Source organism: Acinetobacter genomosp. 33YU, from assembly GCF_001990725.1.
Lineage (GTDB): Bacteria > Pseudomonadota > Gammaproteobacteria > Pseudomonadales > Moraxellaceae > Acinetobacter > Acinetobacter seifertii.
This window is the reverse complement of the sequence record NZ_LFZQ01000002.1, coordinates 305,131-321,629: the sequence shown is the minus strand read 5'-3', so window position 1 is coordinate 321,629 and position 16,499 is coordinate 305,131. Positions and strand designations below refer to the sequence as shown.

The following is a 16,499-nucleotide window of genomic DNA, read 5'->3' as shown; positions in this document are numbered from 1 at the left end:
GGCGTGAACAATGTCATTGGGCTTTTTTACTTTTTAAGACATCTGCTTTTGATTTGCTCAATTGAAAAAAATTAAAAATGTATAGAGCAAGCTTTGAGAGTATTTACATTTTTAATGGGGAAAATTATGTTAGTCGCGCAGCAGCTCGGGCAATGGGCTGAACAAACGGCATTAAAAATTTTAAAAGAACAAAATTATGAATGGGTCGCCAGTAATTATCATTCACGCCGTGGAGAGGTTGATCTGATTGTAAAACGCGGTAACGAATTGATTTTTGTTGAGGTAAAAGCGCGTGGACAGGGCAATTATGGACAAGCTTGTGAAATGGTCACTGTGAGCAAACAGAAAAAAATAATTAAAACGGCGATGAGGTTTTTACAGCGCTACCCATCTTATCAGGATTTTTATTGTCGTTTTGATGTGATTTGTTTTGATTTTCCACAGAAAATTGCAAAAACAGTACAGCAAGACTTTTCGAAATTCCATTATGATCTGCAATGGATCGAAAATGCATTTACTTTGGATTAAGAGTTCATTACTCTTTTGAGCAAATTAAAACCGATGTTTATGATCAAGCCAAGAAGAGATTGATAGGAGTCTGGTGGAGTGTTGAAACGTATTGCTGTAACAGCGCTTTGTGTCGCAAGTTTGTCAGGTTGCGCAAGTTTTATTTCTGGTGGAACAGGTACAGCTCCAGTTGGAACAGATAGTGGTGTACGTAGCTTAGGTCAGGTATTCATTGACTCTTCAATTAAACGTACAGCGAATATTAACCTCTATAAGCTTGATCAGCGTTTTAAACAATCTCGTATTAACATCGAAAGCTTTCATAGCACAGTATTGTTAACTGGTCAGGTGCCAGACCCTTACTTGAAACAGCTAGCAGAAGATAATGTTAAAGCGATGAGCGATGTGAAAGCCGTACACAACTATATTACGGTAGGTAACAAAGTAAGCTATAACACGATCATGCAAGATGCTGGTGTAACTGCAAATACACGTGCTCTATTAATGAAAGCACCAGTTGTATCGGACAGTAAAGTACTCGTTCATACTGAAGATGGTGTTTTATACGTGATGGGCCGTTTAAATACTGCTGAAATTAATGATTTAAACAGTGTGCTTCAAAATGTGGGTAACGTGACCAAAATTGTGACGCTTATTGATAACATTGATTTAGCGCCTGCTCCAGCAGCATCGACTGGCAACGCAACGACTACACCAGTAATTAATAATGTTCTTGCTCAACCAACAGTTCAAACTCCTGTTGCAATTGATCCGGACCAAGCAGATCCAGCATCATCTACTGCACAATAAAATATGAACTTAATTGAACAATTACAAAGCAAAATTGAGCAGGCGAGAACTCTTTATAAAGAGTTCCGCCTCTATGATTTGGGGAGCTTTGCCTTAAACCGTTTTACACCAAAAGATGGTTTCGAGCAGGTTTTAAATGTGCGTTATGGCTTAAAGCCTCGCCATCGTCTAGATATTTATCGTTCTACTAAGCGCTTAGCTCATCGACCACTCATTGTTTTTGTACATGGTGGTGCTTGGCAACATGGTAATAAACGAGACTATTTATTTGTTGGTGAAGCATTTACAAAAGAAGGTTATGACGTTGCTGTCATTAACTATCAGCTTGCACCAAAGAATATTTTTCCAAGTTATGTAGAGGACTTAACGCAAGCGTTAAATTATTTGCATCAAAATCAGGAAAAATTAGAAATCTCGACAGAGAATACTGTGCTTATGGGACATTCGGCAGGTGCATTTAATGTAATGTCTGCTGTTTATCACCCTGATTCTACTAAAATTGAATGTTTAGGGAAAATTAAGGCAATAGTTGGATTAGCTGGACCATATCATTTTGATTATAAAGGCGATCCGCTTGCTGAAGATGCATTTGATCAGGACATTTCTTATAAAGAAGTGATGCCTTATTATTTTGTAAATCAAAATAATATTAAGCATTATCTACTCATGGCTGAAAATGATCAGATCGTAAAGCAACATAATACTTTAGATATGGATCAAGCTCTTAGAGAGAAGGGGAATCATAGCCATATTGCTATTATCCCTAAAACTGGCCATATTACGATTTTGGCCAGCCTATCGAGTTTTGTAAGTCACTACTTCAAAACAAAACGAACCATTTTGCATTTTCTTGATGAAGTATTTTAAAACCATTGAGTTTTAGAAAGCGCAGATTACTTTACTTGAGTAATCTGCGTAATCATTGCGTGTGCAATACTGCCTTTAAATGGAATTTCAGGAAGCTGATCAAATTTAAAGAATTGTGCATCGGCAATTTCATCTTCCTGCAAAGAAATCTCGCCTGACTCATATTCAGCTCTAAAAGCAATCATGAGATTACTTGGAAAAGGCCAAGGCTGGCTTGACATATATTGAATATTTTTGAGTTTAATACCCACTTCTTCTAAAGCTTCACGTTGTACCGCTTCTTCGAGAGTTTCGCCAACTTCGACAAATCCTGCAATTAAGCCATACATATTGGTTTTATTGTGAATTGATTTCGCCAATAACACTTCATCATCACCTTTAGTAATGATAGTAATAATGCATGGATTGACACGAGGGTACTGATGATACCCACAAGAAGGGCACACCATTGCATATTCACTGGAGTGGACTTCGGTGGCATGTCCACAATGGCTACAAAACTTGTGGTTACGCCGCCATTCGAGCAATTGTACAGCACGACTTGCCTGTAAAAATTGCTCTTTTGACCAGTTGGAAATAAGCTGACGTATGGGAACGAGTTGCAGACCTTCTGGTATAGCCTCTTCACTCAGTAGGTCACGTGCAATGACCTGTTCGTTATGAGTGAAAAGCAGATCACTTGCTAACTTTTCGACTTTGGGTAATTGAAGGTTTTGGTCAACCAATAATTGTTGATGATGAAAAATATAAGCAAGTGATAATTCAGACATTAAGCTGCCTTTTTTTGAAGTTGTTGACTACTTAGCAATGCTACATCAAACATGGATTGTAGAACAGGCTGTTTATTTTTTAAATTGTCAACTAACATATCTAGTCCAGCTAATACGTTAAAAATACAGTGAATTTGATCATGACTAAAAGGTTGGTTCTGATCGATTTGATTCTGTACAAACTTAGCAGTTTCAAGCAAAGCATTTTGTTGAACCGTACTGCCTAAAAATTCAGCTGCACCAGCCAACTCTTTTAAAGAGCCTGCAATTGCTTCAATATTCTGAGTTTGATCGTTGGCATATAAAGTCAAACTTTGGCATACAAAATCGATTAAATTTTTTGTCTCATTTAATAAGGTTTGATGTGCTTCATCCAAACGATCTAAAGAAATATTGGTGTTGTTTACACGAATTTGTAGACGGCTAGAAGAATAATTTCGTACCAAAATACCAATGGCATTCATCGCTGACAAAATACTCTTCATGAGCTGCTGAGCATAATTTTCATTACTCAATATATTGATTTGACTTAAGCTGCTTGCTTGATGAGAAAGTTCGGCTGCTGCTTCATTTAAATTAAGTAATTTAAATGTATGTGCGAGTTGCATAAGGCTGTTTTGTAATTGCTGTGCCTTTTCTGGTGACATGTTTTGGTAGTTGTATTCAATATCATTACGAACTTTATTCATTTCGTTTAAGATCAATTGGCTTACCGTTTCCATGGTATCAAAGTCTGGACCATACAAATGCTGACTTAAGGTTTTAAGCTGAGCATCGGTGAGAAATTCATAACCAATATTCAGTTGCTTACGAATTTGCTTTGCAAGTTGATCTTCTTGTCCAATCACAATACTAATTATATCTGCTAGGGCATTTGAATCTGCTTCAAAGCTTTCAGGTGCTGCTAAAAATAGACTTATAGAATTTTCAAGATTAATCAATACACGTAAGCGAGCATCATTTAAAACAAGTTCATCAATGTGATTAAAGGCAGAATTAACCAATTGCCAATATTGTTCACTTGGTTGGCCATGCGCCATGCTGACTAAATAACTACCAATCAGTTTAAATGCTTGGAAATCTTGAGTAGTTTCAGTTTTATTTAAAAATTTAAGCAAAGACCACTTATAAAGCTGATGAATAAACTGAGTCTTTTCATTAATAACGACCTCGGATAAAGGTAACTCAATTGAAGCTACTGTAAGATTTGCAGAAATCTGTTGTCCAGATGATGTTAATGGCTTGTTTAAAGCTTTTTCTAAATTGTTTAGAGTGTCCAAAAGAAACTGTGGTACTTCAACTTCGCGTAAACAGATAAATTCGATATAGCGTTTAACCATGGTCGTGCCTTCACTTAGAGCAACCACCTCATCGGTATTGATGTGCTCTGGCTTAGCCATAATCTTTTGCATTAATTCTGTCGAATACTGTGTGATCTTTGCCAAATAAGGGATATCAATGAGGCGTAATACCTGAGTGCATTGTTTAAATTGTTCTAATGCATCATCAATACCAAAAGGGAGAGCCTGTTCTTCAATTAATGTACTTACAGCGCCTTCCACAAGTTTTATTGAGTTATCAATTTCATTCTTGATGATAAGCAACGCTGTCGGATCAAATTGAATCGAATTATGCTCAGACATAAAAATTCCCCTTTGCAAAAAAATCAATTGTTATATTCGTCATGGCTCAATATTTTGAGCTAAAAATCTATACGACTAATATAACTTAACTTGCAAAAGGGGAAACCAAAAAAACACTAGAGAATCAAAAATTTATTTTGCAAAAAGGCAAGGTTCTCCATGTTTTTTCTCAAATTCTTTGACCCAAGTCTCATGTGTGCTTAACTCTTCATCTGAAGGGTAAATAACGGGTAAATCAATTTGAACTCTAGTTCTTGTTGTATTTTGCTGATCTTTTTCACTCTGCGATAGTGCATCCATATCAAACGATACTTGACCACCTGTCATAGCCAAGTAAACATCAGACAGAATTTCAGCATCGAGTAATGCACCATGGAAGGTACGGTCACGAGCTGGAATTTCATAACGTCTGACTAGGGCATCGAGTGAGTTTTTCTGTCCCGGATGCTTGTTTTTTGCAAGTGCTAAAGTATCGGTAACTTCACAAACTTCTGAAAGAGCAGGTAACCCAACACGTCTAAACTCCATATCCAAGAAGTTCATATCGAAGGTCGCGTTATGAGCGATAATTTCTGCGCCTTTTAGATACTCAAATAAAGTATCTGCAATATCTGCATAAAGGGGTTTATCTTTTAAGAAATCATCACTGATACCGTGAATGTTTTCTGAATCGCCCACTGGTTTTTCAGGGTTAATATAAATGTGAATTGAACTACCCGTAAGCTTACGGTTAATCATTTCGATTGCGCCGACTTCAATAATGCGGTCGCCATCTTGGAAATAGAAACCAGTCGTTTCAGTATCGAGAATGAGCTGACGAGGGCCTTGCAATTTAAGCTTTGCTTCTGTCACTACAATCTGCGGATGAATGTTGCTACTTTGCTGCTTAGTTTCTTGCTCTACAGCTTCAACTTCATTTACTTGCTCGTCTACAGTAATCATCTCAACTTCTTGTGATGGTTCAAGAGCGATATCTTCATCATCGGTTGGTTCAACCAGATCAAACCCGAAAGGGTCGTCTAGCAACCAGTCCTGTTCAGGCTTTTTTATATCTTGCGGTGCAGCAACAGGCTGTGGTTGCTTGAGTTCTTGAGCAGTCTTATCTGCACCTAAATTGGCAAGTTGGTCTGCCATTTCATTGCCAGGATGTCCTGCATGGCCTTTAATCCAATTCCACTCAATATTTCTGCCTGCGCAAACAGCATCAAGTTTTTGCCATAGGTCGGGGTTTTTAACATCTTTCCAATTTTTCTTTTTCCAGCCATGAATCCACTCTGTAATACCTTGCTTTACATAGTTTGAGTCGGTCCAGATAATTAATTGTGCATCGGGTGGGCAAAAAGAAACACCTTCAATCGCCGCAGTAAGTTCCATACGGTTATTGGTTGTATCGGGTTCACCGCCAAATAATTTATGTTCACCCTGTTCGGTAATGACATATGCACCCCAACCGCCTAAACCGGGATTGCCACGACATGCACCATCAACATACAGTGTGATTGTTTGAGACATAAATCGAAACCTAAACTGAAAGAAAAAGAGCTGAATATGGTGTATTGTATACGCAAAAAGTTCGGTTCCATCGTTACAAAGCAAGCTTTTTTTAATTTCTTGTAACATTTCCATGCAAATGACATTAAATTATTGCCTTGTCTATCTTGCATGCTTTACTACAATGGCATCGAAGACCTAGGGTTTGTGGGCAGACCCCAAGAAATATTACGCGAGTTGTTTGGAAGTTTTTATGTATAAACCAACCACATTTGTGTGGCAGCCATCTGCAGCATCATTATTCAAAATTACAGTCCTTAGCTCTGCTTTAGCTGCGTTGGGTATGACAGCAGGCTGTTCTTCGACTCCGCAATCTGCAAAAACCTCGAAAACAAAACAGGTCAGTGGAGCAGGCTATCTTGATGCAAGCAGTCTAGACTCGTTAGAAGATTTACTTTCAGCAACAGATATGCGTGCTGTAGAGGGTGACCGTCTACTTATTTTAAAACACGGTGACGTTTGGAAACGTATGGCTGTCGGCTTTAAAATGGATCTCGATCATTGGGATCCGCGTATTGAAGCGCAGCGTAGTTGGTTTATTTCACGTCAGCCCTACCTTGACCGTTTAAGTGCTCGCGCAAGTCGTTATTTATATCATACTGTTAAAGAAGCAGAACGCCGTGGTCTTCCAACTGAACTTGCGTTATTACCAGTAATTGAAAGCTCGTATGACCCTGCTGCAACAAGTAGTGCGGCAGCAGCAGGTTTATGGCAGTTTATTCCAAGTACCGGCCGTATTTATGGTTTACAACAAACGGGCATGTATGATGGTCGTCGTGATGTTGTTGAGTCTACACGTGCTGCATATGAGTTTTTAGGTAGCTTATATAACCAGTTCGGTTCGTGGGAATTGGCTTTAGCAGCTTATAACGCTGGTCCGGGTCGTATCCAGCAGGCGATTAACCGTAACCAAGCTGCAGGTTTACCAACCGATTATTGGTCATTAAAACTTCCACAAGAAACCATGAACTATGTTCCTCGTTTCTTGGCAGTTGCTCAAATTATTAAAAATCCGCGTGCTTACGGGGTTTCATTACCACCAATTGCGAACAGACCGCACTTCCGTGAAGTTACATTGTCTGCGCCGTTGTCTTTAAATGAAATTGCATCGGTTAGTGGTCTTAGCCGTGCCGAGTTATATGCATTAAACCCGGGCTATCGTGGTGAAACAGTAGACCCTGCAAGCCCAATGCGTATTTTAATTCCTGCCGATATTAGCCCTTCAGTGGATAATAAATTAAAAGGAATGAAATCTGGTGGTGGTTCAGGTTGGTGGGCAAATGTCACATCACCATCTAAGCCAACTACAACGACTTCAACCTCAGTCACTGTTAAAACATCACCAGCGACTCAAGTTCAGCCTGTAAGACCTACGGCTCCTACAAGAACAACGGGCAGTACTGTATCGGTAAAAACCTCAACACCTCGTGGTTCTGATGCTTTAGCTGCTTTTGCGGCCTCAGCTGATGTGCCAAGTGCACCTCGTATTCCAGTTGCAGTAACACCTGCAACTAATGTTAAGCCAGTAAGAACAGAACCACCAATTTCAGCTGTTGAGCGTGAGAAAATTTTAGCAGCGGTTCGTGCTGAAGGTGAGAAAGAAACTGTTGAGCAAGCTTTACAGCCACAGGCCACTCAAGCTGAAAAAGACCAAGTGGTTGCTGAGTTAAAGGCAATTGCACCGCAAGGTACCGAAATTGTTGACCCTTATGATGGCAAAATTAAGTTAACTGCGATTCAGACAAGTCAATCCGTTGCTGAACAGCAAGGTAAAGAGTTAAGTAAGGGCTTTGCTTATCCAAAAACGTTAACTGAAGATGCAAGTGTTGCAAATTCTGAAGAAGCGCAGCGTAATAAAGATAAGCCTTACATTAAAACCGATACTGATGTTGTTGTTGTACAACCTAAAGGCAAGCGTAGTACCTATACCGTACAGCCGGGCGATACATTAGCAATTATTGCAATGAAAAATGGAGTCAACTGGCGTGATGTTGCCAAGTGGAACCAGATTGATCCAGAAAAGACGCTGTTTGTAGGAACTAGCCTGTATTTATACGATGCTAAACCACAAGAGGTTGAGTCTACGGCTAAATCAACAGTTAAACCTGATGTTTACGTTGTTCAAGCAAATGACAGTTTAACAGGCGTGGCAAATCAATTTAATTTGTCTGTGAAACAGCTTGCTGAATATAACGATTTATCTGTAAGTGATGGTCTATTTGTTGGTCAGAAGCTGCATTTGAAAGAGGCTAAAGGCAACCGAAATTCTGCTAAGGCAGAACCTAAAGCTGTTCAGGCAAGTACACGTCGTATTGCAACAAAGAGCTATACGGTTAAACGTGGAGAATACTTAAAGTTAATTGCAGATCGTTATGCATTATCTAATCAGGAGTTGGCGGAGTTAACACCAGGGTTATCAGCTGGTAGTAATTTAATGGCTGGTCAGAAAATTAATGTACCTGCAAAAGAAGTTGCTGTTGATGAGTCTGATGACAACAAAGCTTCTGGCAAGTATGAAAAACTTGCAGCAGGGCCGTCGTATAAGACTGAAAGCTATAAAGTGCAACGTGGTGATACATTATCAAGCATTGCCACCAAGTCTAAAATTAGCTTAGCTGAACTTGCAGAACTGAATAACTTAAAAGCGAGTAGCCATGTCCAGCTTGGCCAAAACTTGAAAGTACCTGCGGGTGTAAGTGTTCCAGAACACTATGTTGTGCAGTCTGGTGATAGCTTACATGCGATTGCAGCTAAATATAACTTACAAACCAGTTATTTGGCCGATTTAAACGGATTATCACGTACAGCAGGTGTTCGTGCTGGTCAGCGTTTAAAATTGACAGGTGAGGTTGAAACACCGAGCAAGGCTGCTACTAAAAATGCTAAAGATGAAACACCAGATACTTACACCGTTAAGTCTGGTGATAACTTACGAAGCATCGCTAGCCGTTATCATTTACAGTTAGATTATCTAACTGCATTAAATGGCTTATCTCGTAACAGCACTGTACGTGTTGGTCAGCATTTAAAACTAACAGGTGATGTGCCTGTAGAAACAGCGAAAGCTGATACCGCAAAATCATCTGCTAAACCTGTTGCAGCAGGTAAAAATACTGAAAAATATACGGTTAAAGCTGGCGAGTCGTTAAATGCGATTGCGAGTCGTGCAGGTATTTCAGTTCGTGAACTTGCTGAAATGAATGCATTAAAAGCAAATGCTAGTCTACAGCGCGGTCAAAATATTGTGATTCCAAAAACTGTAGTGGAATACAAAGTTAAACGTGGCGACACTTTAATTGGTCTTGCAAGTAAATATGGTCTAGAAACCAGTTTACTTGCGGAACTCAATAACCTAACACCGTCGACGCAATTGCGTATTGGCGATATCATAAAAGTGCCTAATTTATAGAATAATTAGAACTTTATGCAAAAGTTATATTGTCAACTGAGCCTGCTAGTCGGGCTCAGTGTCTTTTCGCAAGTTGTATTCTCTGCACAGCAAACCACGCCGTATATTGCAATTCATTCTAAGCCTAAATACCTTGCAATCGCTGCTATGCCTTATGCCAACCCAAACGCACCTAAGGGTGGAGCGTTGAGTCAAGCCGCGCAAGGGACATTTGATAATTTAAATAGCATGAATGGGAAGGGGAACGCGACAGAAGGGGTAAATTATCTTTTTGATACTTTAATGACTCAGTCACTCGATGAAGTTGGGGTTTTATATCCACTTTTAGCCGAGAAAGTTTCGTATGACCCAGAAAGAACCCAATCCGTTACTTTCTATTTAAATCCTAAAGCTCGTTTTAGTACTGGACAGCCTTTAACAGCAGCAGATGTAAAATTTAGTTTTGATACATATCAGACCAAATCTAATTTTGGTCTACAAATGTATCTTGCTGACTTGGCAAAAACAGAAGTGATCAACCCACATCAAGTTAAATTCACTTTTAAGTCTAGTCATAATCCTAAAATGCCTTTTGTTGTAGCGAGCTTACCAATTTACTCAAAAGCAGATTGGACGAACCGTGACTTTACTCGTATTACCTTGCAACCGATTGTAGGTTCAGGGCCGTATGTCGTTGAAAAAATTGATGCTGGACGTAGTATTAGCTATAAACGAAACCCGAATTATTGGGCAAAAGATTTGCCTATTAATAAAGGGCGCTATAACTTCGACCATTTAAAATATGTTTATTATCGAAATTGGGATATTGCATTCGAAGGTTTTAAATCTGGGCAATATACCTTGCATGAAGAAACTAATCCTAAAAAATGGTTCACTGATTACAAGTTTCCAGCGGTAAAAGCAGGTTTAGTCACTCTATATAAATTTAGACACCATAACCCGATTGCAACTGAAAGTTATGTGTTTAATACACGACGAAAACCTTTAAACGATATTCGCTTTAGACAAGCTTTAACCTATGCCTATGATTTTGAATGGCAGAACAAAGCTTTGTTTTATGGACAATATCAACGACTACAAAGTTATTTTGAAAATAGTGAGTTGGCAGCAACAGGTCGTCCTTCAAAGAGTGAGCTCACGATATTAAAACCACTTTTACCAAAGCTTTCACCAATTATGCAAAAAGCTGTTTTGGCAGACTGGAAATATCCAGTTTCGGACGCCAGTGGTTTTAACCGTCAAAATTTATTAATCGCAAGACAATTACTCATTCAGGCCGGTTATAAAATTAAAGAAGGACAGTTATATACGCCTGAAGGCAAGCCTGTACAAATTGAGTTTCTTATTCAGCAAGATGGCAAACAAAGAACACTCATGCCATTTGTAAGAAATTTAAAAAAATTAGGAATTAATATTAATTTACGGCAAGTCGATGCGCCACAATATTTAGAACGTACACGCCGTTATGACTTTGACATGACCACCATGAATTTGCCGCAATCTTTAAATCCGGGCAATGAACAGGCTCAGTTCTGGGGCAGCGCAGCAGCCATTCAAGATGGCAACTATAACTATGCTGGTATTCGTAATCCGGTTATTGATGAAGTCATTTCAAAACTGGTCACTGCTAAAGACCGTGAACAGCAAATTATCTATACTCATGTTCTTGATCGATTACTTCACGCAGGCTATTACCAAATTCCGACTTATGGAAAAGGGGAATATTGGTATGCATACTGGAATATGTATCAGCAGCCTAAAGTGAAACCCGTGCTCTCAGCCGGTATAGAGTATTGGTGGATTAATCCAAACCAAGCCAAAAAAGTTGCCCAATATTTACATCAACAATAAAAGCACGTACCTAAAGGAAATCCTGTTATATGGGTTCATATATTCTGAAGCGACTTCTTTTAATCATTCCAACGTTGTTCATTATTTTATTGATCAACTTTGTGGTCGTGCAAATTGCGCCGGGTGGACCTGTAGAACAAGCAATCCATGAGGTAGAAAGTGGCGTAGGAGCAGGACGGATATTAGGTACTGAAATGTACTATCAAGGTGCTAAAGGATTAAGCCCCGAAATGGTAGAGCAAATTAAAGCACAATACGGTTTTGACCATCCTCCAGTAGAACGTTTCTTGTTGATGTTAAAAGGTTATTTGACTTTAGACTTTGGACAAAGCTTTTTTAAAGATAAACCAGTAGTTGAGTTGCTTTGGGAAAAAATGCCTGTGTCGATATCGCTTGGGCTATGGAGCACTTTGCTGATTTATCTTATTTCAATTCCGCTGGGTATTAAAAAAGCCAAACAACAAGGTTCTTGGTTTGACCGTTCTACTTCACTGTTACTGGTAGTGGGTTATGCGGTGCCAAGTTTTGTTTTTGCTATCTTACTTATTGTTTTCTTCGCGGGTGGGTCATATTTTCACTGGTTTCCATTGCAAAACCTCGTGTCGGATAATTTTCATCAATTAAGTTTTTTTGAAAAAATTACGGACTACTTATGGCACATGACTTTGCCGCTTATTACCATGGTGTTAGGTGGTTTTGCCAGCCTAACCTATTTAACCAAATATTCATTTTTAGAAGAGCTTAATAAGCCTTATGTTTTGGCAGCTTATGCAAAAGGTTTAAATAGCCAGCAAGTTTTATATAAACATGTATTTCGTAATGCCATTTTAGTGATTCTTGCTGGATTGCCAGAGGCTTTAGCAGGCATTTTCTTTGTGGGAAATCTTTTTATTGAAATTATTTTTCATCTAGATGGTGTCGGTTTATTAGGCTTTGAAGCCATTGTTCAGCGGGACTATCCGGTTATTTTTGGCGTATTGTTTTTCTTCACGCTGTTTAGTCTGCTTTTACGACTTATTTGCGATGTGCTGTATCAATGGATTGATCCGCGTATTCACTTTGAAGCACAAGGAGGCAAATAGTGTCTTTTATTGTGCGATCACGACTGCAAAAGTTTAGGCGACATAAATTAGGGTGGGCAAGCTTTATCTTGTTTAGCCTTATTTTAGTGATTTCATTGGCTGCTGAGCTCATTGCTAACGACAAACCATTGCTAGTGAAATATGAGGACGCTTATTATTTACCTGTTTTTAAGGCATATCCCGAAACCACTTTTGGTGGTGTATTTGAAACAGAAGCAGATTATAAAGACCCAGCTGTACAAGAACTCATTAATCATAAAGGTTGGGCGATTTGGCCGCTCATTCAGTTTTCTTATCAGACACCTAATTTAGACTTGGCTGTACCTGTGCCTTCGCCACCTTCTAAGCAGAACTGGTTAGGAACAGATGACCAAGGGCGAGACGTGCTTGCACGTATTCTCTATGGGCTTAGAGTCTCATTACTTTTCGGCTTGGCTTTAACAGCTTGTGCAGCACTACTTGGGATTTTTGTAGGTGCTATACAAGGCTACTATGGTGGCTGGGTCGATTTGCTGGGACAACGACTGGTAGAAGTCTGGAATGGTTTACCCATGCTGTTTATGGTCATGATTTTGGTCAGTATGTTTACCCCAAATGTATATTGGCTATTTTTTATTATGTTGTTCTTTAGCTGGACTGTGCTTGTGGGAATTGTCCGTGCTGAATTTTTAAAAGCGCGTCAACTTGACTATGTCCGTGCAGCTCAGGCTTTGGGTGTAAATGATAGAACAATTATTTTTAAGCACATTTTGCCAAATGCCATAAGTTCTAGCCTATCGCAATTACCTTTTATTCTGACCACCAATATTATTGCTTTAACCGCACTCGATTTCTTGGGCTATGGATTACCGCCAGATGCGGCCTCTTTAGGTGAATTGTTGTTGCAAGGTAAAAATAACTTAGATGCACCTTGGTTGGCTCTATCTGGCTTTTTTAGCCTTGCTTTTGTGTTGTCATTATTAATTTATATTGGGGAGGCGGCACGCGATGCATTCGACCCAAGAAAATAAATTGAACTCAGATACTACCTTGCTAAAAATAGAAAATCTTTCAATCTCTACGCAAGATCAGACTTTATTGGAGGGCCTCAATTTACACTTACGAGCTGGTGATACGCTTGCAATTGTAGGTGAAAGTGGTTCAGGTAAAACAATAAGCTGTTTGGCGATGATGGGGTTATTACCAGAAAAATTAAAAACATCTGGTCGTATTATTATTGATTCAAAAAATATTTTAGAAATAGACGAAAAGACTAGAACTTATTTACGTGGCCATCATATTGCCATGATTTTTCAGGAGCCTTCTACGGCTTTAAACCCATTGCATCAGGTTGAGAAAATTGTTGGTGAAAATTTTATTTTACAAGGTTGGTCAAAATCGAAAGCTCAGCCGCAGGTAATTCAATTATTAAAAGATGTAGGAATTGCTAATCCAGAACACATTTTAAAACGTTATCCGCATGAGCTTTCAGGTGGACAAAAGCAAAGAGTCATGATTGCGGCTGCGCTAGCACTTCAACCTAAAATTTTAATTGCAGATGAACCAACCACCGCGCTTGATGTGATTTTACAGTCACAGATTTTAGAGTTATTAAAGTCTTTACAGAATAAATATGGCATGGCGCTGATTTTAATTAGCCATGATTTAAATTTGGTTCGCCGTTATGCCAATGAACTCATTGTATTACACAAGGGGCAGGTTGTAGAGCAAGGTCAGCTTCAACAGATTTTTGAAAATCCAAGGTCAATTTATACTGAGCAATTGTTAGATCTTGATCTTGGTTTTACTCAGCCACTTTCCTCCAGTCATAAAATTTTATCTGTTCAACGACTCAATGTTAAATACCCAATTCGGAGTGGTATCTTTAACCGAATTCAAAGTTATACCAATGCTATTGAAAATATAACTTTTGAGCTAACTCAAGGCGAAGCGTTAGGTGTTGTAGGTGAAAGTGGTTCAGGTAAAACCTCATTGGCGTTAGCGCTGGTTCGATTACTGAAAAGTGAGGGGCAAATTAATTTTCTAGAGCAAGACATAAACCACTTAGAACAAAAAGCTTTGCGTAAGATTAGGTCAGACTTACAAATTGTTTTCCAAGACCCATTTGGTAGTTTAAACCCGCGTATGACGGTAGGGCAGATTATTGCTGAAGGCTTAAAAGTGAAAGCTGTAGCTGATAGCGAGATCAAACAGCAAGTTAAATCTGCTTTGGTAAAAGTTGAGTTGTCTGAAGACTTTCAACATCGCTATCCGCACGAGCTTTCGGGTGGACAACGTCAGCGCGTTGCTTTAGCGAGAGCTTTAGTGGTTCAACCTAAACTTTTAATTTTAGATGAGCCAACATCTGCCTTAGATGGAACGACTCAAAAAGCGATGATTCAATTATTGCGACGATTACAACAAACAGAGCACCTAAGCTATATTTTTATTAGTCATGATTTAAATGTGGTCAAAGCACTGTGTCATAAAGTGATGGTATTGCGACATGCAAAAGTTGTGGAATATCAGCCGACTGAACAGTTATTTAATGACCCTAAAACTGAATATACCAAGCAATTAATTAGGGCGAGTCTTTAATTTATTTAAATAAGATTTTGTTTTATAAGCATAAATATTATTTAAATTTTTAATGCAAAAAGTTGCATTTCTCTATACTTTTTAAATTTGACATGTGCTATTGTCAGTTATCGATTTTCCCTTGACATGACCTATAACTCATCTAAATTAGAGTAATTGCTCTAAAGTATTAAAAGAGGTTAACCATGAGCCAGATTGCACAACCAATCACGATTCGAAATACCACATTTAAAAACCGGATTATTAAAGGTGCAATGAGTGAGGCACTTGCAAACTATGAGGGACAACCAAATGACTTACATCTAGGCCTGTACGGTGCATGGGCTAAAGGTGGTTTAGGCTGTGCGATTACTGGTAATGTGATGGTCAATTTCGAAGCCAAAAATGAACCAGGCGTGGTGGTGATTGAAACCGAACGTGACCTAGAGCGTTTAAAAGAATGGGCAGCGGTTGGTAAACAATATGGAATGATACAGCTCATTCAACTATCTCACCCAGGTCGTCAGTGCCCTAAAGGCTTAAATAAAGAAACAGTCGCACCTTCGGCAGTTCCTTTTAGTCCAGCTTTAGCGACGATGTTTGGCACTCCACGTGCGCTTACACATGAAGAAATTTTGGATATTATTAAACGCTTTGCAGTAGCTTCCAGCATTTGTGAGAAAGCTGGTTTTGAAGGGGTACAGTTACATGGTGCACACGGCTATTTAATTAGCCAGTTTTTATCGCCATTAACGAATAAACGTACAGATCAGTGGGGGGGGGCAGTTGAAAACCGTACTCGCTTTTTACTAGAAGTTTATAAAGCGGTACGTGAAGCAACTTCAGAGAATTTTATTATTTCAGTTAAGCTTAACTCTGCTGACTTCCAACGCGGTGGTATTAGCGAAGAAGATGTGATTTCGGTATTTAAAGCCGTTGATGAAGCTGGGATTGACTTAATTGAAATTTCAGGTGGTACTTATGAAGCACCTGCAATGGCTGGTGCTAAAGCTGATAAACGTAAGGCAAGTACCATTGCACGCGAAGCATACTTCTTAGACTTCGCTGAAAAAATCCGTCAGCATGTAAAATGTAAACTTATGGTGACAGGTGGCTTCCGTACTGTAGAAGGCATGAATGCTGCTCTGGCAAGTGGGGCATGCGACTTTATTGGTATTGCTCGTCCACTTGCTGTTGAAACAGATTTAACTGACCGTTTAATCGCAGGCCAAGATGTTCGCTATGCCGTAAAACCAATTAAAACAGGTTTACCTTTTGTTGACAAAATGGCGATTATGGAAATTATTTGGTACGCAGCACAATTCAAAGCTATTGGACAGGGCAAAAAGCCAAATCCAAAACTATCGCCTTTAATTGTGTTTTTAAATTACGCGAAGGGCAATATTAAGGCCGTTGTTCAAGGGCGCGTGAATTCACGTAAATCTGCATAAAT

12 protein-coding genes are annotated in these 16,499 nt (G+C 39.1%); 9 read left to right on the top strand and 3 right to left on the bottom strand.

Features of this window, described 5'->3' with window-relative positions; genetic code table 11:
• The first annotated feature begins 126 nt into the window (after positions 1-126).
• From AC056_RS02675 to AC056_RS02665, 3 genes are all read left to right on the top strand, one after another.
• Positions 127-528, top strand: a complete 402-nt coding sequence (locus tag AC056_RS02675) for a YraN family protein (protein ID WP_004703001.1) — start codon at positions 127-129, stop codon at positions 526-528.
• 78 nt (positions 529-606) lie between these two features.
• Complete coding sequence (locus AC056_RS02670) at positions 607-1,317, top strand: BON domain-containing protein (RefSeq protein ID WP_004702998.1); 711 nt, start codon at positions 607-609, stop codon at positions 1,315-1,317.
• 3 nt (positions 1,318-1,320) lie between these two features.
• Positions 1,321-2,184, top strand: a complete 864-nt coding sequence (locus AC056_RS02665) for an alpha/beta hydrolase (RefSeq protein ID WP_077162664.1) — start codon at positions 1,321-1,323, stop codon at positions 2,182-2,184.
• A 26-nt stretch (positions 2,185-2,210) separates the two neighbouring features.
• Here the strand turns inward: AC056_RS02665 and nudC are convergent, their stop codons facing one another.
• From nudC to dnaQ, 3 genes are all read right to left on the bottom strand, one after another.
• Positions 2,211-2,954 (bottom strand): NAD(+) diphosphatase, encoded by a 744-nt coding sequence (gene nudC, locus AC056_RS02660; RefSeq protein WP_077162663.1) that lies wholly within the window; start codon positions 2,952-2,954, stop codon positions 2,211-2,213.
• Entirely contained in the window at positions 2,954-4,597 is a 1,644-nt protein-coding gene (locus tag AC056_RS02655; RefSeq protein ID WP_077162662.1) for a chemotaxis protein, read from the bottom strand. Before AC056_RS02655 ends, nudC begins: the two co-directional genes overlap by 1 nt.
• Positions 4,598-4,729: 132 nt before the next feature.
• Entirely contained in the window at positions 4,730-6,109 is a 1,380-nt protein-coding gene (gene dnaQ / locus AC056_RS02650) for a DNA polymerase III subunit epsilon (RefSeq protein WP_039250284.1), read from the bottom strand.
• A gap of 232 nt (positions 6,110-6,341) precedes the next feature.
• Between dnaQ and AC056_RS02645 the strand changes: the two genes are divergently transcribed.
• From AC056_RS02645 to AC056_RS02620, 6 genes are all read left to right on the top strand, one after another.
• Positions 6,342-9,557 carry a lytic transglycosylase gene (locus AC056_RS02645; protein WP_077162661.1) on the top strand — a complete coding sequence of 1,072 codons (3,216 nt, stop codon included), beginning with the start codon at positions 6,342-6,344 and terminating at the stop codon, positions 9,555-9,557.
• A gap of 15 nt (positions 9,558-9,572) precedes the next feature.
• Positions 9,573-11,408: an extracellular solute-binding protein gene (locus AC056_RS02640; RefSeq protein ID WP_213033465.1), complete on the top strand. Its 1,836-nt coding sequence runs from the start codon at positions 9,573-9,575 to the stop codon at positions 11,406-11,408.
• A 29-nt stretch (positions 11,409-11,437) separates the two neighbouring features.
• Positions 11,438-12,490 (top strand): microcin C ABC transporter permease YejB, encoded by a 1,053-nt coding sequence (locus AC056_RS02635; RefSeq protein WP_077162660.1) that lies wholly within the window; start codon positions 11,438-11,440, stop codon positions 12,488-12,490.
• A complete protein-coding gene (locus AC056_RS02630; protein ID WP_077162659.1) occupies positions 12,490-13,500 on the top strand; it encodes an ABC transporter permease in 1,011 nt (336 codons plus the stop codon). Before AC056_RS02635 ends, AC056_RS02630 begins: the two co-directional genes overlap by 1 nt.
• Positions 13,478-15,067: an ABC transporter ATP-binding protein gene (locus tag AC056_RS02625; protein ID WP_077162658.1), complete on the top strand. Its 1,590-nt coding sequence runs from the start codon at positions 13,478-13,480 to the stop codon at positions 15,065-15,067. Before AC056_RS02630 ends, AC056_RS02625 begins: the two co-directional genes overlap by 23 nt.
• A gap of 185 nt (positions 15,068-15,252) precedes the next feature.
• A complete protein-coding gene (locus AC056_RS02620; protein WP_077162657.1) occupies positions 15,253-16,497 on the top strand; it encodes an NADH:flavin oxidoreductase/NADH oxidase family protein in 1,245 nt (414 codons plus the stop codon).
• Positions 16,498-16,499 lie beyond the last annotated feature (2 nt).